Source organism: Xanthomonas translucens pv. undulosa, from assembly GCF_017301775.1.
Classification (GTDB): domain Bacteria; phylum Pseudomonadota; class Gammaproteobacteria; order Xanthomonadales; family Xanthomonadaceae; genus Xanthomonas_A; species Xanthomonas_A translucens.
Genome location: NZ_CP063993.1, coordinates 3,267,932 through 3,291,146, shown reverse-complemented (window position 1 = coordinate 3,291,146; position 23,215 = coordinate 3,267,932). Strand labels below are relative to the sequence as shown.

General features: G+C 67.4%; 16 protein-coding genes and 1 pseudogene. 2 read left to right on the top strand and 15 right to left on the bottom strand.

The window, feature by feature from the left end; genetic code table 11:
- Positions 1–7 precede the first annotated feature (7 nt).
- From ISN38_RS13930 to ISN38_RS13885, 10 genes and pseudogenes are all read right to left on the bottom strand, one after another.
- A complete protein-coding gene (locus tag ISN38_RS13930; protein WP_003468714.1) occupies positions 8–1,075 on the bottom strand; it encodes a LacI family DNA-binding transcriptional regulator in 1,068 nt (355 codons plus the stop codon).
- Between the two features lie 33 nt (positions 1,076–1,108).
- The gene (locus ISN38_RS13925) at positions 1,109–2,380 is read right to left on the bottom strand and encodes a sugar MFS transporter (protein WP_003468712.1); all 1,272 of its coding nucleotides are present in this window, start codon (positions 2,378–2,380) and stop codon (positions 1,109–1,111) included.
- 34 nt (positions 2,381–2,414) lie between these two features.
- Positions 2,415–3,137, bottom strand: a complete 723-nt coding sequence (locus tag ISN38_RS13920) for a GntR family transcriptional regulator (RefSeq protein ID WP_170874062.1) — start codon at positions 3,135–3,137, stop codon at positions 2,415–2,417.
- A gap of 107 nt (positions 3,138–3,244) precedes the next feature.
- A complete protein-coding gene (locus ISN38_RS13915; protein WP_206711855.1) occupies positions 3,245–4,399 on the bottom strand; it encodes an acyltransferase family protein in 1,155 nt (384 codons plus the stop codon).
- Positions 4,396–6,750: an alpha-N-acetylglucosaminidase gene (locus ISN38_RS13910; protein WP_241753940.1), complete on the bottom strand. Its 2,355-nt coding sequence runs from the start codon at positions 6,748–6,750 to the stop codon at positions 4,396–4,398. The genes ISN38_RS13915 and ISN38_RS13910 overlap by 4 nt, the downstream gene beginning before the upstream one ends.
- A gap of 4 nt (positions 6,751–6,754) precedes the next feature.
- Positions 6,755–9,640 carry a beta-galactosidase GalA gene (galA, locus tag ISN38_RS13905; protein WP_206711854.1) on the bottom strand — a complete coding sequence of 962 codons (2,886 nt, stop codon included), beginning with the start codon at positions 9,638–9,640 and terminating at the stop codon, positions 6,755–6,757.
- 111 nt (positions 9,641–9,751) lie between these two features.
- Complete coding sequence (locus ISN38_RS13900; RefSeq protein ID WP_206711853.1) at positions 9,752–12,451, bottom strand: TonB-dependent receptor; 2,700 nt, start codon at positions 12,449–12,451, stop codon at positions 9,752–9,754.
- 1,362 nt (positions 12,452–13,813) lie between these two features.
- Positions 13,814–14,469, bottom strand: a pseudogene (locus ISN38_RS13895) (expansin EXLX1 family cellulose-binding protein); the annotation flags it as partial.
- Positions 14,470–14,741: 272 nt separating this feature from the next.
- Positions 14,742–15,143 carry a VanZ family protein gene (locus ISN38_RS13890; RefSeq protein ID WP_003465441.1) on the bottom strand — a complete coding sequence of 134 codons (402 nt, stop codon included), beginning with the start codon at positions 15,141–15,143 and terminating at the stop codon, positions 14,742–14,744.
- The gene (locus tag ISN38_RS13885) at positions 15,143–16,327 is read right to left on the bottom strand and encodes a class I SAM-dependent methyltransferase (RefSeq protein ID WP_003465443.1); all 1,185 of its coding nucleotides are present in this window, start codon (positions 16,325–16,327) and stop codon (positions 15,143–15,145) included. Before ISN38_RS13885 ends, ISN38_RS13890 begins: the two co-directional genes overlap by 1 nt.
- 54 nt (positions 16,328–16,381) lie before the next feature.
- Between ISN38_RS13885 and ISN38_RS13880 the strand changes: the two genes are divergently transcribed.
- Entirely contained in the window at positions 16,382–17,116 is a 735-nt protein-coding gene (locus ISN38_RS13880; protein ID WP_003465445.1) for a pteridine reductase, read from the top strand.
- Positions 17,117–17,270: 154 nt separating this feature from the next.
- On the opposite strand, the gene folK is transcribed toward ISN38_RS13880, so the two are convergent.
- Entirely contained in the window at positions 17,271–17,852 is a 582-nt protein-coding gene (folK, locus tag ISN38_RS13875; RefSeq protein WP_058195559.1) for a 2-amino-4-hydroxy-6-hydroxymethyldihydropteridine diphosphokinase, read from the bottom strand.
- Positions 17,853–17,947: 95 nt separating this feature from the next.
- Between folK and ISN38_RS13870 the strand changes: the two genes are divergently transcribed.
- The gene (locus tag ISN38_RS13870; protein WP_003465450.1) at positions 17,948–18,787 is read left to right on the top strand and encodes a proteasome-type protease; all 840 of its coding nucleotides are present in this window, start codon (positions 17,948–17,950) and stop codon (positions 18,785–18,787) included.
- 130 nt (positions 18,788–18,917) lie between these two features.
- Here the strand turns inward: ISN38_RS13870 and ISN38_RS13865 are convergent, their stop codons facing one another.
- From ISN38_RS13865 to ISN38_RS13850, 4 genes are all read right to left on the bottom strand, one after another.
- Complete coding sequence (locus ISN38_RS13865; RefSeq protein ID WP_003465453.1) at positions 18,918–20,432, bottom strand: ATP-binding response regulator; 1,515 nt, start codon at positions 20,430–20,432, stop codon at positions 18,918–18,920.
- A 6-nt stretch (positions 20,433–20,438) separates the two neighbouring features.
- Positions 20,439–20,879 (bottom strand): response regulator, encoded by a 441-nt coding sequence (locus ISN38_RS13860; RefSeq protein WP_003465455.1) that lies wholly within the window; start codon positions 20,877–20,879, stop codon positions 20,439–20,441.
- Positions 20,876–22,687 (bottom strand): sensor histidine kinase, encoded by a 1,812-nt coding sequence (locus ISN38_RS13855; RefSeq protein ID WP_003465457.1) that lies wholly within the window; start codon positions 22,685–22,687, stop codon positions 20,876–20,878. Before ISN38_RS13855 ends, ISN38_RS13860 begins: the two co-directional genes overlap by 4 nt.
- A gap of 194 nt (positions 22,688–22,881) precedes the next feature.
- Positions 22,882–23,127, bottom strand: coding sequence for a hypothetical protein (locus ISN38_RS13850; RefSeq protein WP_230941118.1), 246 nt, complete (start codon positions 23,125–23,127; stop codon positions 22,882–22,884).
- Positions 23,128–23,215: the final 88 nt, after the last annotated feature.

The window sequence follows — 23,215 nt, the reverse complement described above, 5'->3', positions numbered from 1 at the left end:
GGCAGGGTCATGTCGGATCGGGGGAAGGAGGGCGGCGGGAATGCGGCTGCATCGGCGCAGTGGAGCCGCGCACCACCAGCTGCGGCACGAAGCCCTGGTTGTGCATCGGTGCCGGATGCTCTTCGTAGGCATCGCTGCGCAGCTGGCTGATCAGCAGCCGTGCGGCGTGGCGCGCGATGTCCTCGGTGGCCTGCTTGGCGGTGGTCAGCGCCGGCCACGACTGGCGCGAGAACGGGCTGTCCTCGAAACCGGCGATGGACAGGTCGTAGGGCACGTTCATGCCGGCCGACTTGGCTGCGGCGAGCACGCCGGCGGCGATCTCGTCGTTGGAGCCGAAGATCGCGGTCGGCGGCTCGCGCAACGCCAGCAGCCGCCGCGCGCCGCGGAAGCCATCGTCGAAGGTGTAGTCGCCAGGCACCACCAGGTGCTTGTCCAGGGTGATGCCGTAATCCTTCAGCGCGGCCTCGTAGCCGGCGTAGCGCTCGCCGCTGGAACGGTGCGAAGTGCCGCCCCACAGGAAGCCGATGCGCTGGTGGCCGAGCTGGATCAGGTGCTCGGTGACCTCGTAGGCGGCGGCGCGGTCGTCGACGTAGACGCAGGGACCGTCCTTCGGATCTTCGGTGGCCGCGATGATGCGCACGGTCTTGATCCCGCGCGCGCTCAGCGCCGCGACCAGTTCGGTACGCTCGGACATCGGCGCGGTCAGCACCAGCCCGGCCAGGCGCGAACGCTGGGTCCACTCGGCCAGTTCCTCGGCCAGCATCGGCGAGGTCGAATCGCAAGGATGGATCTGCAGGCCGAAGCCGGTCTCGCGGCACGCCGCCAACACGCCGTTCTGCACGCCGATGATGTGGTACGGATTGGGGTTGTCGTACACCAGCCCGATCACGAACGGGATGCCGCTGCGCAGGTTGCGCGCCGACGGATCCGGTTCGTAGTCCAGCTCGGCGATGGCGTGCAGCACGCGCGCGCGCGTGGCCTGCATCACCGACGGTTCGTTGTTGATGACCCGCGACACGGTCTTCAACGACACCCGCGCCCGTTCGGCAACATCTTTGATGGTGGGTCTACGCATGGGAATAAGTTCGCCGAGTGAGAGAAAAGCGCGTCAGCTCGCAGCGCCTTGGCCAACACGGTGACCGCGCAGCGCGAAGAACAAGATGTACAGGTAGCAGGCGATCATCAAGCCGGCAAAGACCACCTGGAAATCGAAGAACTCCTTCAAATGGGCAAAGAGTTGAGGAACCGCGGCGCCGCCCACGATACCCATGATCAACAGCGCCGCCCCCTTTTCCGTGAACCTCCCGAGCCCCTTGATAGCCAACGGGAAAATTGCTGGCCACATGATGGCATTGGCGAATCCGAGCGCTGCCACGAAAGCCACTGAGACATAGCCACCCGTCACCATCGCACAGAGCGAAAAGACGATGCCAAGACATGCGGAGACGGACAGGTATTTTTCCTGGGAAATGTACTTCGGGATAAGAATCAAGCCGACAAGATAGCCGGCGAGCATGCAAGCCAGCGTGCCAATCGTGAAATATTTCGCGTAGTCGAGCGAGAGGCCAAGGCTCTTGCCGTAGATGCCGATCGCGTCGCCAGCCATGACCTCCGCACCGACATAAACGAAGATGCACAACGCGCCCAGCCACACATGCGGAAACGAAAAGATGCTGTCGCGATGGCGCTCATCCGATTTTGCCGAAGAGTTCGCTATCTCGGCACTGATTTCGGGCAAGGGCGAATACAAGATGGCGACGGAAAGGAGCGCGAGGACGCCGGCGATGGCCATGTAAGGGCCATGGATCCGGCCAGCGAACTCCTGCAACAGGACTTCCTTTTGCGCAGGCAGAACACTTTCTACCTGGGTCGAAAAATCCTCCATGCCGTGCAGAACCACCTTCGCCAGCCCGTAAGTGGCCAGCGCTCCAGCCACTTTGTTGCAGATTCCCATGAGCGCGATACGGCGCGCAGCCCCGTCGATCGGCCCGAGAATGCTGATGTACGGATTTATGGCGGTCTGGAGCAAAGCCAATCCGCCACCGATGACGAAGATGCCACTGACAGCGCCCACGTAGGAGCGGGTATTAGTGAATTGTCCAAAGATGGCAGCACCAATCGCCATGATCAGCAGGCTCAGCGCCAAACCCTTCTTCATCCCAGTCAGCTTCAGGATCATCGAAGAAGGCAGCGCCAGACAAAAGTAGGAAATGTAGAAAGCGCTCGGGATGAGAAACGCAAACGCGTCGCTGACATTGAAGGCGACTTTGGCAAACAGGATCAACGGCCCGTTGATCCAGGTGAAGAAGCCCATTATGAAGAACAGCAAGCCGACGATGGCGATCGGGGCGTAGGGACTGGCAGGCCGTGCGGTGGTCATGGGCGGGCTCCGGAAGGGCGCGTGGGTCGGTCGATCAGCGTCGCAGTTCGGCGACGAAGTCGTAGTAGTCGTTGTGGCAATAGGTGTCGGTCAGCTCGATCGCGCTGCCGTCGCGGGTGTAGCCGACCCGCACCACGTGCAGGATCGCCTCGCCTTCCTTCATGCCCAGGTGCCCGGCCAGCCGCGCCGGCAGGTTGATCGCGCGGAAGTACTGCAGCGCGCGCATCACCGGGGTGCCCTGCGCGTCCAGGTAGGCGTACAGCGAATCGCCGATCGCCAGCGGATCGGGCACGGTGCGCTGCGGCAGCACGGCTTCCTCATAGGCCATGACCCGGCCGTCGGCGCTGCGCAGGCGGGTCAGCGCCGCCACCATGGTGTCCGGCGACAGGCCAAGGCGCAGGATCTCTTCGCCGTGCGCCGGGCGCATACGCCGCTCCAGCCAGCGCGTACCCGGCTCCAGGCCCTTCATGCGCAGGGTCTCGCTGAAGCTGGCCAGACCACTGAGCTGGTGCTGGATGTACGAGGTGATGAAGGTGCCGGCGCCCTGCCGGCGCGAGACCAGGCCCTGTTCAACCAGCGCATCCACCGCCTGGCGCAACGTCACCCGCGACACCTGCAGTTGTTCGCACAATTGGCGTTCGGCCGGCAGGGCCTCGCCCAGCCTCCACTGGCCGCACTTGATCGCCTCGACCAGCTTGCTCGCCAGCTGAAGGTACAGCGGCGTCGGCGCGCTCGGGTCCACGGCCAAGCCTGCCAGCCTGGGGTCGGCCTCCGGCTTGGGCTTGGGCTTGGTCATCGTGCTGGCTCCAGACCGCATGGATTCATTATGTCCAATATAGTACCAATTTGTGGCCGATGCACGGGTCAGAGCCGCAGGTACAGCCGTCGCCGGTCCATCCACCAGTCCATCGCCCAGCACAGCAGGGTGTAGGCCAGCGCACAGGCCAGGCTGCCCCAGGAACCGGGCAGCAGTCGCTGGAACACCGCGATGCCCACCCATTGGTACAGGTCCATTCCACTGGCGCCGGCCGGGACCAGCCGCAGGCTGATCACGAACAGTTCGGAGAACAGGTAGATTGCCAGCGGATTGCGCCCGAGCACGGTGAAGAAGCCGCTGCCCGCCTGCCACCGACGCACCTCGATCGCCCACAGCAGCGCGCCCAGCAGCAGCAGATCCAGGCCCACCGTCAGCAGCACGAACGAACCGGTCCACAGCTTCTTGGCCAGCGGAAACCACGGCTGCCAGGCCAGGGCCAGCAGCGCCAGCGCGACGCCCGCCAGTAGCAGCCAGCGCACCGTGCGCGCCTGCTTGCCGGCGCGGCGCACGTACAGGCCGGTCAGATAACCGGCGATCACATTGACCGTGGCCGGCAGCGTGCCGAGCAGGCCTTCAGGATCGAAGCCACCGTCCTTGCGGTACAGCTGCGCCGGGTTTAGCAGCCACAGGTCCAGGCGCGTGGCGGCGTTGCCGAGCTTGCTCAGTTCCGCACCCGGCTGGCCCCACAGGTACAGCGCCGCCCAGTGGCCGAGCAGCAGCGCCACGCAGGCGCCGAGCAGCCCGCGCGGCGGCAGCCAGCGGCACAACAGCGCGGCGAGCGCGTAGCACAGCGCGATGCGCTGCAGCACGCCGGGCACCCGGGTCTGGTCGATGGCGATGAAGCTCCAGCTGCCGTCGGCGCCCTGGTGCACGAACGGAAACCAGTACATCAAAAAGCCGAGCAGGAAGATCAGCGCGCTGCGCTTGCCGACCCGGCACAGGAACGCGCCGAGCGGCTGGCTGCGATCCAGCGCGAAGCTCATCGCGTTGCCGACCACGAACAGGAACGACGGGAACCCCACGTCGGCGGCGGTGAAGCCGAGCCACGGTGCGTGCCGCAGCTGCACGAACGCCTCGGCGCCGGCGCCCGGCGTGTTGCCCAGGATCATCAGGAAGATCATCAGGCCGCGGAACACGTCCAGCGACAGGAAGCGTTCGCGCGCCGGCGCGGCGGCGGGAATGCGCACGGAGGCGGTGCTCATCGGGCATCCACCTGTTGCAGCAGGCGGCGCACCGCGGCGACCGGATCGGCCGGCGCTCGCCGCGTGTAGGGTGTTTCGCACGCGACCCAGTCCCGCTCCCACACGCGCAACCGCTGCTGCAGCGCCGCCTCGTCCACGCTGCCGCCGCTGACCGCCGCCGCCCGCAGCGCCTGCATCGCCAGCGCCCAGCGCGGCAGGTAGTAGTCGGCGTACATGCCCTGCCAGGCCTTGGACGCGTAGTCGCCGAGATTGCCCTCGCCGCCCCACACGCTGATTTGCGCCTTGGCGTCGCGCCGGTAGTAGGCCGCGTCCTGCGGCGTCTTCGCATCGCCTTCGGCATCGCCAAGCCAGCTCGACAGGATTTCCTGCTGGCCGCCGACCAGGCCGTCGAGCTGCTGCACCGCCGCCTGCACGCGGGCGAACGCGGCATCGCCGGCGGCGACGTCGCCGCGCCTGTACGCGGCCACCGCCTGCTGCAACTGCGCATCCACCCGGCCGGTGGCGTAGTGGCGCGCGAAGTCGACCAGGTCGTAGCGGTATAGCGGCGCGTCGGCGTACTCCGGCGCCAGCGCTAGCAATTGATCCAGCGCGCGGCGCAGGCGCGGGGGATCGCCGGGTGCGCCTTCGAATTCGCCGATGTCCAGCGTCGGCCGCTTGAACAGCAGGTAGGCGCCGGCACGGCTGCGCCACCAGCGTGGCGTCCAGTAGCGGGTGGACAGCACCGCGGCCTGCAGGTCGTCCCAGGCCGCACGCAAGGCCGGCGAAGTATGTCCGTAGCGGGCGCGGGTGTAGTCGCCGAGCCAGTCCTGCAGCGAACGCTGCTGCCCGCCCCAGGCCAGCGTATACATGTATTCGTAGACCACCGAGTTGTCGTGCAGGCCTTCGGGGAACGCGCCGAAGCCGACCAGTTGCTGCTTGTCCTTGTCCGCGAGCAGCGCGCGCAGGTCGTCGCGGTAGAACGCCAGGTCGCCGTACACCGGATTGCTGCCGCCATAGTTGTGCACGTAGCCGTAGATCCACTGCTTGCCGTCGAACGCGTCGGACAGCTTCCAGGTGCCCGGGTAGCGATCGTTGCCGATGTCCAGCACCAGCAGCTTGTCGTTGGGTACCTCGCGCAGGAACGCGGCGATCGCCTGCGGCGTCCAGAAGTGACGGTCGGCGCCGAACAGCCAGCCCTGCATCACCCACACCGCGTCGGGATTGGCGCGATGGATCGATTCGTACAGCGCGCGGCCGTAATCGGCCAGGCGCTTGTCGCGCTGCGCCGGCGATACCTCGGGCGGCGCGGTCTTGGCGGTATTGGCGGTGCTGTCGCCGTAGCTGGCCAGGCGCGCGTCGCTGCCGTCGGCGGCGATCGGCGGCAGCATCTCGTTGAACGCATCGGCCAGGTAATAGGTGCCCTTGCCATACGTGCGGTCGTAGAGCTGGATGAAACGCTGCGCGATCTTCGTGAATAACGGGTCGGCCGGATCCAGCCAATAGGTTTCGTGGAAGCCTTCCCAGGCGCGCATGCGGTAGATGCGTGCCTGCGGATGCGCCTGCGCGAACGCCTTCGGCACGTAGCCGGAAAAGGCCGGCAGCACCGGCTTCATGCCCAGCGTGCGCATGCGTTGCAGGATGCGCTGCTGCAGCGCGTACTTGTCCTCGATCCACTGCTGCGGCAACGGCGCGTCGTAGGCTTCGATATTGCCCATGCGCTGCCACGGCGCGAACGCCGGGCCGGAGAAATACTGCGCCAGGTCCGCGTCGCTCACCCCGAACTCGCGCCACAGCGCCTGCCACACGTAATCCTGGCCTTCCATCGCCAGCGGCATGTCGATGCCGTGCAGCGCCATCCAATCGATCTCGCGTTCCCAGCGCGCCCAGTCCCACCACGGCGTGGTGTAGCCGTAGGTGCACACGTTGAGATAGGCGCGGTAGGCGAACGGGGTGACCACGCGCTGCCCGCGGAAGTCGGCATAGGCCGCTGGCAACGCCACGCGGCTGCCTTCCCAGCTCACCGAGGCGGCGCCGATCGATTGCAGATAGTTGTACGCGCCGTGCGCCAGCGCCACTTCCGAGGAACCGGACACGCGCAGCCTGCCGGCGTCGGCGGCGACTTGGTACCAGTCGTTGCCCTTGCCGCGCGGCTGCCGTTGCAGCGCCAGCGCGGCGGCGCGCGGGCCGAGCGTACGCAGCAGCACGCCGCGCGCGGCGGCGCCCTGCGCGGCGCGCGCCGCTGCGGCGAAAGCGGCCGGCGCCAGCAGCGCGCCGCCCAGCAGCAGTGCGGCATGGCCGCGCAACGGCAACCCGCATAGCGAGCGCAGCCAGGCACGGCCGCATGAAAGGGCATGGCGGAAGGTTCGCTTCATTCGGTCAACACTCCACTATCGCGACATCGTCGAAGCCGAAAGGCATTGCGGCCGTCACCTGCATCACCACCGCCAGCACGCGTTCGCCGGCCGCAGGCGGCAAGCGCAGTTGCGCCGGCTGCCCCGCGGCCACGCGGGCGACCAGTTTCCGGTCCAGATACACCTGCGCCGCACCGGTGGCACGGCCCAGCCGCAGCACGCCGCCGCGCTGCTGGATCCCGGCCCACGGCGTGAACGCGGTGCGGTACAGCACATAGCCATCGCGCTCGGCGCGCGTTTCCAGGTTGCCCGGCTGGCAGAAGCCCCAGCTGTTGTTGTCGTTGGGCGCGCGCGGCAGCGCCGGATCCGGCGGCGCGGGGAACGGCAGCGTGCGCCGCCAGCCGGGCACCACCATCGCCGCAGCGGCCGGCGGCAGCGATGGCGGCAAGACCACTGCATCCAGGCCGATCGTGACCTGCGCAGATCGCAGGCCCGGCGCGCGCGCCTCGATGCGCAGCCGGCGCTGGCTGATACCGGCCTCGACGATGGCCTGCGCCAGGCCGTTGAACAACTGCACCTGCGGCACGTTGTCGGCCGCGTGCCGGTTCGGATCGCCGTTGCCGACGCCGAGCAGGCGCCCGCCGTCGACCTGCAGCGCGATCTGCGCATCGGCGAACGGCACATGGCGGCCCTGCGCATCCACCGCTTCCAGGGTGATCGGCTGCGCGTCGCGGCCATCGCCGCGCATCCGTGTGCGGTCCGCGGTCAGCCGCAGCGCGACCGGCGTGCCGACCGTCTGCACCCGCTGCCGCGCCACTTCGCGGCCATCGCGATAGGCCACCGCCTCCAGCACGCCCGGCGCATACGCCACCTGCCAGGCGTTCATCTCGATCCGGTCCACCGCCTGCCGTCCCTGCGACTGGCCGTTGAGCCACAGCTCCACCTGCTGCGCGTTGCAGAACGCCATCACCTTGATCGGCGTGCCTTCGCGGCCCGGCCAGTTCCAGTGCGGCAGCAGCTGCAGCACCGGCGCAGCGTCGATCCACTGCGCCTGGCGCAACCAATACGCGCCCTTCGGAAAACCGCAAAGATCCATGATGCCGAAGAACGAGGACACCGACGGCCATTCGAACGGGGTCGGCTCGCCGCGGTAGTCGAAACCTGTCCAGACGAACCCGCCGGCCAGATACGGGCGCTCGTCGATCAGCTTCCAGGACCTGCGATGAGTGTTGCCCCATGGCGCGGCGACCGAGTCGTCCTCGGCGATGACGTGCGCGGCCATGTCGGTGAACCAAGCGCCGCGGGTCTGGAACGCGCTGGTGTCCTCGCTGGACAGCAGCGGCTTGTGCGGCATCGCCGCGCGCACCCGTTCGTAGTTGAACTGGCGGTAGTTGAAGCCGACCACGTCCACCGCATCGGCAGCGTTGCGCTGGGTCAGCATGCCGTCGTTCATCGCCGCGGTCACCGGCCGGCTGTCGTCCAGCGCGCGCACCAGCGCCACCGCGCGGCGCACCATTTCATAGCCGGCGACGGTGCCCTGCATCGGCTCCTCGTTGAACACCGACCACAGGAACACGCAGGCATGGTTGCGGTCGCGGCGCACCAGCCAGCGCAGTTGCGCGGCGTAATCCGGCGCCGGATTGAACACCCGGTTCTCGGCCATCACCAGCATGCCCAGGCGGTCGCACACATCGAGCAGTTCGCTGGCCACCGCGTGGTGCAGGCGGATCGCATTGCAGCCCAGCTGCTTGAGCCGGCGGATGCGGAACTCCAGCAAGCTGTCGGGTACCGCCACACCGACCCCGGCATGGTCCTGGTGCAGGCAGGCGCCCTTGATCTTCAGCGGTCGCTCGTTGAGGAAGAAGCCCTGCTGCGCATCGAAGCGCAGCGTCCGAAAGCCGATCGCGCACTCGCGGCGGTCGCGTTCGCGACCAGCGCTGCGCAGCACCGCCACCACCCGGTACAGATGCGGCGCGGCCACGTCCCAGCGCTGCGGCTGCCGCACCTGCAGTTCGACCTGCGCCAGCGCCTGTGCCGGCGCGCCGACCTGCACCGCGGTGCTGCCCTGCGCCACTAACGTGCCGTGCGCGTCGTACAGCGCCACCTCCAGCGCCGCCGCGTCAACCCGCTCGCCGGTATTGGCGAGCGTGACCGCGACCGGTAGCGTCCACTGTGCGTCGCTGCCGATCCGCGGCACCGCATGCACGCCGTCGCCGACGATATGCAGCGCATCGCGCAGCGCCAGCCAGGTGTGCCGGTAGATGCCCGCGCCTTCGTACCACCAGCCGTCCATGGCCTCGGCATCCACGCGCACCGCGATGCTGTTGAGGTCCTGGCCGTAGCGCGCGATCGCGCTCAGGTCGATGGCGAACCCGTCGTAGCCGCTCCAGCTGCGCGCCATCAGCAAACCGTTGACCCACACCGTGGCGCGGCTGGAGATGCCGTCGAACCGCAGCTCCAGCGCCTTGCCGCGCTGCGCCTCGTCCAGCCGCAGGCTGCGCCGGTACCAGGCGATACCGCGGCGGCGATAGCCCTGCGCCACGTTGGCGCTGGCCTCGATCGGCTGCTCGATGGCGAAATCGTGCGGCAGCCGCAGCTGCCGCCATTGGCTGTCGTCGTAATCGCCGGCGGCCGCGCCCCAGGCCTTGCCGGCCTTGGCGTTGTCGTAGCTGGCGTCCTGGCCGCTGATCGGCGGGAATGGGATGTCGCCTTCGTGGAAACGCCAGCCCTCGTCCAGGCACAACAGGCCGGGATCCACTGCCAGCGTCAACGTCGGCACTGCCGCTGCGGCGGCGCCGGTCGCGCCAGCGGCCATACCGGCCTGCGCCGTGCTACCTGCCCAGCTCAAAGCCGGCGCCGCCAGCAGCAGGCCGGCACCCGCGCCGCCTGCCAGGAATTCTCGTCGTTGCATGCGCTTGCCCTGAAACCTGTGAATGCGATCGGGAAGGGCCACCTTGGCCTGCCAGGCGCCACTACGGCGCCGGGCAGGCGGCGGTCTATCCTGCAAGCGACCGCAGCGGCGTCACAGGATGTCCCACTGCATCGACACGTAGAAGCTGCGGCCGGTGACGCCGGTCATCTGCCAGCGGCTGCTGAAGTCCTTGTACGCCTCTTCCTTCTTGTCGGTCAGGTTGAGCCCGCCGAGCTGGAAGCTGAGCGTGTCGGTGGCCTGGTAGCCGAGCACCGCGTCGAGATGGGTGCGCGCCTTCATGGTATGGCCTTCGCGGGCGAAGAAGCTGTCGCTGCTGTCCTGCTGGTACTCGCTGCGGTGGTTCAGCGACAGGCGTGCGGAGAACACCGCATTCTCCCAGTAGCCGGTGGCGTTCCAGGTCTTCTCCGACAGGTTGCGGATCTGGAAGTCGGTGTTGCGCTGCGGGATCACCCGGGTGAAGTTGGCGGTCAGGCCGAAGCCCTGGATCGGTAGCCACGCATCGAACGATTGGGTCCAGCCCAGCTCGTAGCCCTTGATCTTGACCTTGCTCGGATCGTTCTGGGTGGCGGTGATCTCGTAGATGTTGCCGTTGCCGTCCACGCAGTCGCCGGAACTGTTGGCGGACAGCGCCGCACCGTTGAACGTGGTCGGGCAGACGATGCTGTTGAAGGTGCCGTTCTTGACCTGTTTCCAGAAGCCGGCGAGGGTCAGGCCGCCGCCTTGGCCGTAGTACCACTCCAGGCCGAGGTCGGCCTGGTTGGCGGTCAGCGCCTTCAGGTCGGTCTGGCCCAGCGACACGTCGTAAGTGGTGGTGCCGCCGGTGTTGGTGCCCGAGGAGATGGTGCTGGCGATGGCGGTGTTGCTGTCCAGGATCGGCCGCACCAGCACCTTGCCCGCGGCGAAGCGCAGCAGCAGGTCTTCGCGCATGTCCAGCACCAGGTTCAGGCTCGGCAACCAGTTGTGGTACTCGTACGGCGCGCGCGCGGTGCCGACCACGTCGTTGGCGTCCTCGCTGTATTGCGAGGCGGTGGTCAGGTAGGTGTCGGTGGTGCGCTTGGTGTTCTCGTAGCGCACCCCGACATTGCCGCGCAGGCGCATGCTGCCCAGTTCGGTGTCGATCTTGGCCAGCGCATAGCTGGAGAAGATGTCGTTGCGGATGTGGTAGCTGGCCTGCGGCGCGAACAGCACCGGCACGGTGATGCCGGAGGCGGCCAGCGCGTCGGCGTAGGCGTACACGTCCGGCGCCACCCAGTCACTCTGCGAGGCCAGGTTGCCGTCGAGGAAGTTGCTGACGCCGGAGCTGGCCGCCGACAGTTCCGGGAACATCGCATAGCCGGACACCGCGCCGGAGTTGATCAGGTACAGGAAGTCACGGCGCCAGACGTTGCGGTCGAAGGTCTCGCGGCGGAACTTGGTGCCGAACTTCACCGAGTCCAGGAAGCCGGCGCCGACATAGCGCTCGGCATCGAACTGCAGCGACCATTCCTTGTTGCTGAGCTTGGTGATCGCACCGTTGGGATATTCGTCGCGCACCAGATTGGCCTGGTTCCAGGCGCTGGCGTCGTCGGCGTCGGCATCGGTGGTCAGCGAGATCGCGCCGGGATTGGACATGTCGAACAGCGTCGCGGTCGGCTTGCGGCCGAGGATCACCGCGCGCTCGTCCTCCTCGGTCTTGCCTTCGGTGTAGTTGGCCACGCCGCTGAAGGTCCACGCATCGCCCTTCCACTTCGCGTCCCAGGTCAGCAGCTGCGAAGTGAGATCGTGGCGCTCGCGCTGGCGGTTGTTCTCCAGCCAGTAGTTGGACGCCGACACCTTGGTCGCGGTCAGGCCGTCGGTTTCCAGCACGTTCAGTGCGTTGCGCTCGAAGGAATAGACCAACTGGTTCATGTCGTTGTCGGTCTTGTCCTGCGAGTACAGCGCCGTCAGGTTCACCTCCAGCCGGTCGTTGGGCTTCCACTGCAGGCCGGCGGTGAGCATCTTGCGGTCGGTTTCGCGCTCGATCGAGCGGTAGCGCGGGCGGCGCGGGATGTACGCGGTGCCGTCGTCGGTGTCCTGGGTGAACCAGCGGTCGATCCACAGGTAGTCGGCGCGGTCCTTGAGCTTCTGGTAGCCGGCGTTGACGAACACGCCCAGTTGGCCGCCGTCGGCGAGCTGGAACTGGTCGATGTAGGTGAGCACCGCCTTGGGCGTCGGCGCGCCGCCGGCGAATTCGGAGTATTGCTCCTTGGCCGACAGGATCAGCTTGCGTTCCTTGTAGTCCAGCGGCTTGGGGGTCTTGATGTTGACCGTACCCGACAGCCCGCCGGCGTCCATGTCCGCCGACGGCGACTTGATCACCTCGATCGCCGCGGCCACTTCCGGCTGGATGATGTCGTAGCGGAAACCGTCGGTGAAATCGGCGCTCTTGATGGTCTGGCCGTTGATCGTGGTGGCCGAATACTGCGGGCCCAGGCCGCGGATGCTGATGGTCGAACCGCGGCCGTTGATGGTGGAAATCTGCACGCCGGGAATGCGCTGGATCGCCTCGGCGATATTCTCGGCCGGGAACTTGCCGATGTCCTCGGAAGAGATGCCGTCGGTCATGCGCGCGTCTTCGCGCTTGTTGTCCAGCGCGGTGATCAGGCTCTTCTGGTAGGAACTGGTGACGGTCACGGTATCGAGCTGGGAGATCCCGTCGGATGCCGGCGCTTGCTGCGCCTGCGCGCCGGCACTGAGCAGACCGAGCGCGATGGCGGTGGCGAGGACGGACAGGGAACAACAGTGCGGACGGGAGCGGGCGGCATGTGGCATTGGGCTATCCTGGTTGATGGCTGATCGGCACGACGACGTCTGACACCCAGCGGCAGCGATCGGCAGGCAGCACCCTCCATGGCGCCCGACGCGACGCGCAGGGCGATGCCGTCCGTGCGAGCACGGAGCCGATGGAACGTGTTGTCTGTTGCTGCGCCGCGTGTCGCGGAAGGCGCGTCCCCGTCCCTACTCCGGAGCAGGCGATTGCATGCTGCTGCTGGACTGATCGACCCCGAATTGGCGAAGACCAATTCCAGGCGCATCGATTGTTATGGTCTTAGAAAGATTGTGTCAACGCTGCAATGCGCGCAATCGCAAAAATGGCGTCTGGACTCGCCCCGGAATCCGAAAAAAATTTTTATAATCAGTTGCTTGAAAATAGAAAATATTTTCTGCACGGCCGCTTTCACGCATCGTTGTCACGATACCTATGGCGCACCAATTCTACGAATGAGACCAATTTTCTGCGTCGCGACATGACTGCGCCGTGTTCTCATTTGCGACGCTCCGCCCGCGCCCCGACGATCCTCATAACCCTTTGATCTATAGAAATTCCTCGGCGCTTCGGCGGCGACCTGCCGGTGTCGACATGCATTGCCCAGGGTTGGACCAGCACCAGACGAATTTCCTGGCCAGGACTTGACATCGTTGTCATAGCCTCGCAAGAATCAGTATGCACGGGGCTGGGGCCGCGCATGCGCGGCGCAAACGCAGGACATGCAGCGTTCGCGCAGATCCCGGCTTCAGCATCGACCGGGTGCCAGGATCGGCTATGCGATCAGCGTGCAGTGGTCGCTGCAGATGGACCCGCAGAACTTGCTCGACGCGTAATGCTTCCAATACCTCGGCGACAAGCACCATCCCTGCCGGGCGCTACAAGAACGGCCGCCGCTACATGGCCACGCTGCACTCAAAGTTCTGAGCGCGACCCGGCACTCGGCTGCTGCCGGAACCACGCTTTCTGTAGGAGCGGCTTCAGCCGCGACAGGTTGCTAAAGCTGATGCGATTCCCCGCCTTTTCTTGGCCCATCTGTCACGATCGTTTCTGAAGCCCGGCAACTGGACGGCTCCGCGCGTCGCGACTGAAGTCGCTCCCACAGGAGACGTGCGGCAAGCCGGCCGGGTGCACTGTGGGAGGGACTTCAGTCCCAACTGTTTCCCAGATCGGATCGCTGGATGGCTTCGTTCGTCGCGGCTGAAGCCGCTCCTACAGGAAGCTTGCTATCGACTCGCCGGGTGCACTGTAGGAGCAACTTCAGCGGCGACCGACAGCATGGGGCACTTGCCGATGCCCAGGGCTGTCCAGGCCAAAGCCCCTCGCACAGCACGGCGCAAGGCGATCACGCGCCATCCCACCACAGCTCACTTGGCGAACTGCACGTGACCCTCGACGAAGTACACGCCCTTGTCGCCCTGGCTGGGCAACGCCTTGAGCGTATCGGTCACGACCTGGCCGCGAATGTCGGTGAGGCGGATCTCCAGCAATTGCGCGTCCATCTTCTCGCCGACGAAATGGTTGTAGGACCTCTTCGGCAGACTGACCCACTCGCCGTTCTTTTTGTACTCGAACTTGACCACCGGATACAGGTGATTGCGCACCTGGATGGCCGCCCAACCTGGATGGCCGCCCAAGGCTGCGAACTGCCTTCCTTGATCCGGTACACCACATTGCCGGTCATCGGCGCCGCGACCACCTTCCATCTGATCGGAATATGGCCCGCCCTGATATCGCCGATGGCGGCGAAGGCGTTGGGCGACAGGTCCAGGCCGCAATTGCGTCCCTCCGGATACAGATCGGTGACGTAAAGCGTAGCGATGCCGAGCGGCCCCCGCACCTGCAGGTAGGCACCGGCCAGCGCAGCGGCGACACCGCCATAGTTCATCTGCTTCGGGTTCAGCGCAGCGATCATCATCTTGGGTGGAATCGGATCCAGCAGCGCGGCGCCGCCGGAATAGCCCGAGCTGGTGTAGGTCGCAGTACCCTTGCAGATGCCGTTCCATGCGGCGGCGGCGGGTGCGGCGATGACGACCAGGCACAGCCCGGCGACAGCGGGAGATTGCGTGAGATGCTGGGTCTGTGCACATGGATTCTCCGAGACGAAGGGGGGCTGCCACTGGTGCAGCGCACAGGCGTGCACCGCAGGCAGCGCGGTGCACACAAACCCGCTATTGGATGTGCTGCCCAGCCTATGCCAGGCATCAAGCCGACACCTTGCATCACCACGAAGAATCCGCCTCTTGGCGGAAACGGGGGACCGCAGCGCCATGCCCGCACGCCGCGCACCGACGGTCAGCGGCGCCGCCGCGCGCCGCCCTCCAACCGCCACAGCAGATCGCGCAGCGGGGTGAGCGCTGTGGCCATGCCTGCCGCCACGCCCAGCGCATCGGCCAGCGCGTCGAACGGATCGGCCGACCGCGTGGTGGTCCACGCGCCCTGCGCGAACTCGATGCCGATGCCCAGCAGCAGCAGGCCCAGCGCCGCCCGACGCCAGGCGCGTGGCCCGGCGTAGATCTGCACCGCGCCGGCCGCCAGCAGCAGGTAGGCGGTGACATGCTCGACCTTGTCGGTGTCCGGCAGGTCGGACAGCTGCGGCGGGTGCGGCATCATGCACACGTAGATCAGCACCAGCACACCCAGCCACCACAGCCCCAACCACAGCCAGGGCCGGCGGAATGCGCGCACAGCCGCCATCACAGCCGCCAGGTCAGGTCGCCGGCCAGGAACGCCGGCGCCAGCGACACGTCGCGTTCGAAGCCCATCACCTGGAAGCGCTCGCCCATCTCGCTGGGCAGGGTCAAGCGCTTCACCTGCTCGCGCAGGCGCAGGCGGCCGCGTTCGTCGCTGCGCGCCTCGGCCTCGGCCAGCAGCGCAGCCAGGCCGTTGCCGAGCAGGAAGCTGGCCTGGGTGCAGTAGCCGCCCAGTTCGAAACCGGCGCCGGTGCCGGCCTCGGCCAGCGCGGTGAAGTCCACCGATGCGGTCAGGTCCTGCAGGCCTGGCCACAGATAGGGGTCGGCATGCGTGCGATGCCGGTAGAACGCGCGCAGGGTGCCGTCGTCACGCTGCGGCAGGTAGAACTCGCCGCGCGGATAGCCGTAGTCGACGAACAGCATCGCGCCGCTGCGCAAGCCACCGGCCACCGCCTGGATCCAGTACGGCAACTGCGGCAGCAGTTCGGAGCGATAGCCATCGGCGAACGGCGTTTCCAGATCGCGTTCGACATGCCGCACCGCCGCCGCCAGCAGCGGATCGGCTGGCTGCTCGCCACGGCGGAAGCGGCCTTCGCCGTCCAGGGTCACGGTTTCCTCGAACACCTCGCCGTCGCGCAGGGTGAAGCGCGGCGTCGGCAGCGCATCGATCACCTCGTTGGCGAACAGCACCCCGTTCCAGTCATCCTCGAACGGCCTGTCCAGCCACTCAACCAGGTCGAACACCGGCGGGATCAGCGCGCGTTGCAGGCGTTCGCGCTGGCGTTCGCGCAGGTCGGCGCTGGGTTCGAGGATGGCGTAGCGCTCGGGCAGCGCGTCCAGCGCCAGCAGGCGCTTGAGCATCACCTCGGCAAACGCGCCGCTGCCGCCGCCCACTTCCAGCATCCGCGCCTGCGGCCCGAGCTGCTGCAACACCGGCGCCAGCGCGTTGGAGACGGTGGCGGCGAACAGCGGCCCCAGCTCCGGCGCAGTGACGAAGTCGCCGTCCGCGCCGAACTTGCTGCTGCCGGCGCTGTAGTAGCCCAGGCCCGGCGCGTACAGCGCCAGCTCCATGAAGCGCGAGAACGGAATCGCGCCGGCGCCGGCGGCGATCTCGGCGCGCAGATGTGCGGCCAGTCGATCGCTGTGGGCGAGCGCGTCGGCGTCGGGGGCGGGGAAGTCGATCGGCATGCGGCGCTGGATTGCGTGGACAATGCACAGCATAGCCGAGCGTGGAATGCACACATGACCGAGACCAAAGTGGCCCTGATCACCGGCAGCGCGCGCCGCATCGGCGCCGGCATCGCGCGGCGCCTGCACGCGGCCGGCTATCGCGTGGCGCTGCACGCGCATACCTCGCAGACCGAGCTGCAGGCGCTGGCGCAGGAACTGGAGGCCGCGCGCGCCGGCAGCACCCTGACCCTGCACGCCGACCTGCGCGACGCCGCGCAGCTGCCGGCGCTGGTGACGCAGTGCGTGCAACATTTCGGCCGGCTCGATGCGCTGGTCAACAATGCCTCCACCTTCTACCCCACCCCGCTGGCCGAGGCCACGCCGGCGCAATGGGACGACCTGTTCGCGGTCAACGCGCGCGCGCCGCTGTTCCTGGCACAGGCCGCGGCCGCGCAACTGCGAGCACACCGCGGCGCGATCGTCAACATCACCGACCTGCACGCCGAACAGCCGCTGCGCGCGCACTCGCTGTACAGCGCGGCCAAGGCCGCGCTGGCGATGCTGACCCGGTCGCTGGCGCTGGAACTGGCGCCGCAGGTGCGGGTCAACGCCATCGCCCCCGGCGCGATCCTGTGGCCGCAAGCCGGCAAGGACAGCGCCGCGCAGCAGGCCTTGCTGGCACGCACCCCGCTGGCGCGGATCGGCCAGGTCGAGGAAATCGCCGAAGCGGTGCGCTGGCTGCTGGACGACGCCGGTTTCGTCACCGGGCAGACGTTGCGGGTGGATGGGGGGCGGGGACTTTCTTGAGAGCCGGGACTGGGGACTGGGGACTGGGGGACTCGGTGGTCATGAAAGCTGGCAGTGCCTCGCCCAGCGGACGCTCGAGGCAGCAAGCCACTCCCAACACCTCCCCGTCCCAAAAATGCCGCCGTCATCGAGTCCCGCGTCCCAAGTCCCGGCTTCATCGAGTCCCGAGTCCCGAGTCCCGAGTCCCGGCTCCATCGAGTCCCGAGTCCCGAGTCCCGAGTCCCGGCTCCATCGAGTCCCGAGTCCCGGCTTCACCAAGCTCCACCACCTCGAACACCTCCCCGAACTGCGCATGCGCCTGCCACAGCGCGCCCAGGCTGCGGCCGCTGAGCGGGTCGACGAAATCGGCGGCGATGTCGGCCAGCGGCTTGAGCACGAAGGCGTGGCGCAGTTCCGGGCGCGGGATGCGCAGGTGGCCGGGGCCTTCGACGATACGGTCGCCGTAGAACACCATGTCGATGTCCAGGGCGCGGTTGCTGAAACGCGGACCGCTGCGGTCGCGGCCATGCGCGTCTTCCAGCGCATGCAGCCATGCACACAGCACTTCCAGCTCCCACTCGGTGTGCAACGATACGGCATTGTTCAGGAAGGACGGGCCGTCGAATCCGACCGCCGCGGTGCGGTAGGTCGGGGACACCACGATCGGGCCGAAACGCTGGCGCAGCGCAGCTATCGCGGCGGACAGATGCTGTTGCGGGCGCACATTGCTGCCCAGGCTGAGGAGCACGATGGTCATGCGATATTCGCGCATGCCGCGGCCGCGACCGTCAACGGGTAGCCAAGCCCGTCCCCCCCGCATAGAATCGAAACGCACTGAACTCCGGCAGCAACATGACTTATTGCGTAGGCATCGAAGTGGACGAAGGCTTGGTCTTCGCCGCAGACACACGCACCAACGCCTCGCTGGACGACGTCCGCGTGCATCGCAAGCTGCACGTGTTCGAGTATCCGGGGCAGGCGGTGTTCGCATTGATGTCGGCGGGCAACCTGGCCACCACCCAGCTGGCGATCTCCAAGCTGCAACGCGATGCGGACGATCCGGACGCGCCACGCAGCCTGCGCTCGTTCAAACACCTGTTCGAGGTCGCCGAGTACGTCGGCGAGGTCCTGGTCTCCAGCCAGGTCAAGCTGTCAGACCAGTCCCAGCACAGCGGCATCAGCGTGCAGTCCACGCTGATCCTGGGCGGGCAGATCGCCGGCGAGCGGCCCGGGCTGTACATGATCTACCCTCTGGGCAACGCCATCGCCACCTCGCCGGAGACGCCGTACCTGCAGATCGGCGAGTCCAAATACGGCAAGCCGATCCTGGACCGCATCATTCGCCCGGAGATGCAGCTGGAGGACGCCGCGCGCACCGCGCTGGTGTCGCTGGACTCCACCATCCGCTCCAACCTGTCGGTCGGCATGCCGATCGACGTGGCCCTGATCCGCCGCAACGATCTGCGCGTGACCGAACGCCTGCGCCTGGAAGCGGACACCCCGCTGTACTCGGAAATCCACGACACCTGGTCGCGCAAGCTGGAGCACGCGGTGCGCACGCTGCCGCGCTTCCCGTGGGAGCCGGCGATGACCAGCCAGAGCGAAACCGACAACCGCGGCAACCTGCCGCCGCTGCCGCCGCGCCGCGTGCCGGCCCGGCGCGACCCGGAAGACCAGTCGTCGCAGCAGTGAGTGAAGCCGGGACTCAGGACTCGGGACTCGGGACTCGTAAAAGCTGGACTACGACGACTGCAGGCGTGTCTGAACTAAGGAAGGCAACGCCGTTGTTGCGTTGCCCTTCCGAGTCCCGAGTCCCGTCTCCTCAACCACTCTCCAACGCATGCGCCACCGCGCGGAACACGCGCTGCATTTCCAGCGGCTTGCGCAACACGTGCACGGCGATGTCGCGCGGGAAGTGGTCGCGCTGCATCGCCGTGCCGGCATCCTCGAGCACGATCGCCGGGCCGCGATAGTCCAGGTCCTGCAAGGCCAGCAGCAGGCTCACTGCCGACAGCAGGATGATGTCGCTGTCCACGATCAGCAGATCCGGCATGCCGTGTTCGCGCACGTCGCGCAGCGCCGCGGCGCCGTCGGAGGCCAGCTGTGGCTGATAGCCCTGGCTGGACAGGGCATTGCCCAGCAGCGACAGGCGCGTGGCCTCGCCGTCGACCAGCAACACGCGCTGGCCCTTGCCCATCGGGATCGCCGGCTCCGGCTCGGCCGAGGGCGCCTGGCCGCGCAGCGGAATCAGCAGTTCGAAGCAGGTGCCCACGCCCGGCGTGCTGTCCACGCCGATGCTGCCGCCGTAGCTCTCGATGATGCGCTTGCACGAGATTAGGCCCAGGCCGGTGCCGTCGGGCTTTGTGGTGAAGAACGGGCTGAACAGTTGCGCCTGGGTGGCGGCGTCCATGCCCACGCCGGTGTCGCGGACCAGAATCCGCACCTGCTCGTTGCCGTCGGCGCCGAGCGCCGGCGCCGCCGCAATGCTCAGCGCGCCGCCGCCGGGCATCGCCTGGATCGCGTTCAGGCCGAGGTTGAGCAGGCACTGCTGCAGCTCGGTGTAATTGGCCTCGATCGACAGCGCGGCATCGACCACCTCCACCTGCAGGCTGACCCGCTCCGGCAGGCTGCTCTTGAGCAGCATCTGCACCGCCTGGAACAGGCCGGCGATGGACACCCGCTCGCTGGGCGTGCGCGAACCGCGCACGAACGACAGCATCGATTCGGCCATCTCGTGGCCGCGCCGGCCGCACTCGGCGATGACCTCGGCCAAGTGCCGCAGCTGCGGGTCGTCGCTGCGCTCGATCATCAGCTCCGGCACGATCAGCAGCGGCTGCAGGATGTTGCGCAGGTCGTGGCTGAGACCGGCGGCGAGCAGCGCCAGGCTCTCCAGCCGCTGCGCGCGCATCAGTTCGCCCTCGACCCGCTGCCGCTCGCGCTCGGTGCGCGCCTCGCGGATCGCGCGCACCACCGCCGACGGCAACCGGGTCGGGTTGTGCTTGATGATGTAATCGTTTGCGCCATCGCGCAGCGCCTCCACCGCGGTCTCCTCGCCGATCGTGCCGGAGACGAAGATAAAGGGCACCGAGCTGCTGTGCTCGCGCAGCACGCGCAGCGCCTGGTGGCCGGAGAACTCCGGCATGCTCAGGTCCGACAACACGATGTCCGGGGCGAACTCGCGCAGCGCCGCGCGCAGCGCGGACTCGCCTTCCACACGGCGAAAGGTCGCCTCCAATCCGGCATCCAGCAGCTGGTCGGACAGCAGCTCGGCGTCCTCCGGGGAATCCTCGACCATGAGGATCCGCAGCGGCCCTAGATTGGTGCCGGTGGTGGGCATGCGCGCTTACTCTTTGTCCGGCGCCTGGTTGATCAACGCCCAGAACGTGCCCAGCGTCTTCACCGCAGTGAAGAACTGGTCCACGTCCACCGGCTTGACCACGTAGGCATTGACGCCCAGATCCCAGCTGCGCGCCAGGTCGCTTTCCTCGCGCGAGGACGACAGGATCACCACCGGCAGGCGCTTAAGCGATTCGTCGGTGCGCACCAGCTTCAGCACTTCCAGCCCGTCCATGCGCGGCATCTTGATGTCCAGCAGCAGCACCGCCGGCAGGCCTTCCTCGCGGTCGGCGTAGGCGCCGCGGCGCAGCAGATAGTCCATCGCCTCCACGCCGTCTTCGACATGCACGATGGGATTGGCCAAGCGCGCATCGCGCAGCGCATCGACCGCCATCTCGGCATCGGCGGGGCTGTCTTCGGCCAGCAGGATGGTGCGGATGGCGGTCATGCGGTCAACTCGTCGGTAGGCGCTTCGGGCGCGGGGGGTAACACGAAATGGAAGGTCGCGCCCATATCCGGCGCCGCCTCGGCCCAGATATGGCCGCCGTGACGGGTCAGCACGCGGCGCACGCTGGCCAGGCCGATGCCGGTACCGGTGTACTCGCTGGCCTTGTGCAGACGCTGGAACACACCGAACAGCTTGGCCGCATAGGCCATGTCGAAACCGGCGCCGTTGTCGCGCACGCTGAAGCGGTGGCTGCCGTCCGCTTGCAGCTGATAGCCGACCTCGATCACCGCGACCTCGCGCCTGGCGCTGTACTTGACCGCATTGCCGAGCAGGTTCAACCACAGCTGACGCATCATGTTCTCGTCGGCGACCAGGATCGGCAGCGGCGCGACGCTCCACTCGATGCGGCGGCCGCTGCCGGCGTGGTCGGACTGATAGTTGGCGTCCAGCACCGAGCGCGTCTCCGCCACCAGCGACTGCATGTCCACCGCCTGCAGGCGCAGCGCACTGCGACCCAGGCGCGAATAGACCAGCAGGTCGTCGATCAGCGAGGCCATGCGTCGCGCCGAGGTGCCGATCACTTCCAGATAATGGCGGCTCTTCTCGTCGGCGGCATCGCCGAGGTGGCGGGCCAGCTTGTCGGCGAAACCGGCGACATGGCGCAGCGGCGCGCGCAGGTCGTGCGAGACCGAATAGCTGAAGGCCTCCAGTTCACGATTGACCTCCGAGACCTGCTCCACCTTGCCCTCGAGCTGCCGGTTGAGCATCTGGATACGCTGCTGCGAGGCCTTCTGCAGGCTGATGTCGCTGACCGTCATCAGCACCACTTGGTCCTCGCTGTCCGGCAGCGGCATGCGCCGCGCGTTCAGCAGCATGGTGCGGGCGACGCCGTCGGCGCCGAGCTGTTCGTGCTCGAAATCCCACAGCTCGCGCCCGCGCAACAGCACGTCGGCCAGGCGCTGGACGATGATGCCGTCCTGCCAGACGCCGTCACCGACCTCGGCCAGCATCTTCGGCACCTGCTTCGGGTCCAGCCCGTACAGTTCGCCGAACGCGGCGTTGTGCATCAGCATGCGCTGCTGGCTGTCGAGCAGCACGATCGGCTCGCGCACCGTCTGCAGCACCGCGGCGGCACGGGCATTGGCGCGCAGCATGTGCCGCTCCGCGTCCAGGCGCCGGCCGATCTGCCGTTGCAGCAACCAGATCACCAGGCCCAGCAGCAGCAACTGCACCGCCAGCGACACCCAACTGATCGCAGAGGCCAGCATCCGCCGCTGGTCGGCATCGGCGGTGCGCTCGGCCAGCAGCGCGTCCTCGCGCTTCTGCAGGTCGGCGATCAGGCCGCGGATCGGATTGTCCGCGGTCATCTCCAGGATCAAGGCACGGATCCGTTCCGGGTCGCGGTTCTCGGCGATACGTGCGGCCAGCAGGCCTCGGCGCTCCAGGGTGCTCTGCAAGCGGCCGATGCGCACCTGCTGGTCGGCATTGTCGCGGGTCAGCTCGACCAGGCGCGCGATGGCCGGCGCCATTGCGGTGCGCGACTCGTTGAAACGTGCGCGCAGGATCGGCGAGTCGACGTCGTGCGACATCGCCATCGCCGCCGATTCCATGTCGCGCATGTTGGCTTCCAGATTGCTGAGCGTGGCGGTGACCTCCTGGCTGTGGCTGACCCAGTCGGCCGCACGCAAGGTGCTGTCGCTCATCTGCCGCAACAGCAACGAAGGCAGGATCACGATCAACACGACAGCCAGCGCCAGCAGCGGCAAGCGCCAGCGGTCCCAGGCGTCATGTTTGGCGGTGATCTGCATACCTGTTCTTGGAAGATTGAAGACGGCAGCGACAGCGGGGCGGCATTGTCGCCGATCCCCGCAAGCGCACGATGAATTATTCAGGCTTTACGCAACTCCCCAGCGCGCGCCGTGAAGACGACTCTATCCTAATGCTCGGGAACAAAGAAACGGGCGACTGTGCGCCGCCCGTGACCAGTGTCGATGCGATGCGATCAGGCGCGGTGCGGGCGCAGCGGCCGCGCGCGAGCGGTCGCGCCCTGCGTGGCAGCGATCAGCGTCCACGACGACATCCCGGCCCGGACCAGCAGGAAATCGGCATGGCTGCGCAGGCGCGCACGCTCGGCGGGGTCCAGGCCTTCGTCCAGGCGCTGCATCAGCGTGGCGAAAGCCGCCCAGAAACCGGCATCGTCGTGGAAACTGGCAAGCAGCATGCCCAGCCGGGATTCGAGCTGGCGCATCGCCAGTGGCAAGCAGGAGGACGGTCGCGGCGGCGCGCCTGTCGAGGAGAGCGCCGTGGTATCCACCGTGTCGAGCGACGCGGCTGGC

Coding starts and splice junctions, on each gene's coding strand:
- ISN38_RS13930 (WP_003468714.1), bottom strand. CDS start 1,075: ATGCGTAGACCCACCATCAAAGATGTTGCCGAACGGGCGCGGGTGTCG.
- ISN38_RS13925 (WP_003468712.1), bottom strand. CDS start 2,380: ATGACCACCGCACGGCCTGCCAGTCCCTACGCCCCGATCGCCATCGTC.
- ISN38_RS13915 (WP_206711855.1), bottom strand. CDS start 4,399: ATGAGCACCGCCTCCGTGCGCATTCCCGCCGCCGCGCCGGCGCGCGAA.
- ISN38_RS13910 (WP_241753940.1), bottom strand. CDS start 6,750: ATGAAGCGAACCTTCCGCCATGCCCTTTCATGCGGCCGTGCCTGGCTG.
- galA (WP_206711854.1), bottom strand. CDS start 9,640: ATGCAACGACGAGAATTCCTGGCAGGCGGCGCGGGTGCCGGCCTGCTG.
- ISN38_RS13900 (WP_206711853.1), bottom strand. CDS start 12,451: ATGCCACATGCCGCCCGCTCCCGTCCGCACTGTTGTTCCCTGTCCGTC.
- ISN38_RS13890 (WP_003465441.1), bottom strand. CDS start 15,143: ATGGCGGCTGTGCGCGCATTCCGCCGGCCCTGGCTGTGGTTGGGGCTG.
- ISN38_RS13885 (WP_003465443.1), bottom strand. CDS start 16,327: ATGCCGATCGACTTCCCCGCCCCCGACGCCGACGCGCTCGCCCACAGC.
- ISN38_RS13880 (WP_003465445.1), top strand. CDS start 16,382: ATGACCGAGACCAAAGTGGCCCTGATCACCGGCAGCGCGCGCCGCATC.
- folK (WP_058195559.1), bottom strand. CDS start 17,852: ATGACCATCGTGCTCCTCAGCCTGGGCAGCAATGTGCGCCCGCAACAG.
- ISN38_RS13870 (WP_003465450.1), top strand. CDS start 17,948: ATGACTTATTGCGTAGGCATCGAAGTGGACGAAGGCTTGGTCTTCGCC.
- ISN38_RS13865 (WP_003465453.1), bottom strand. CDS start 20,432: ATGCCCACCACCGGCACCAATCTAGGGCCGCTGCGGATCCTCATGGTC.
- ISN38_RS13860 (WP_003465455.1), bottom strand. CDS start 20,879: ATGACCGCCATCCGCACCATCCTGCTGGCCGAAGACAGCCCCGCCGAT.
- ISN38_RS13855 (WP_003465457.1), bottom strand. CDS start 22,687: ATGCAGATCACCGCCAAACATGACGCCTGGGACCGCTGGCGCTTGCCG.
- ISN38_RS13850 (WP_230941118.1), bottom strand. CDS start 23,127: ATGCGCCAGCTCGAATCCCGGCTGGGCATGCTGCTTGCCAGTTTCCAC.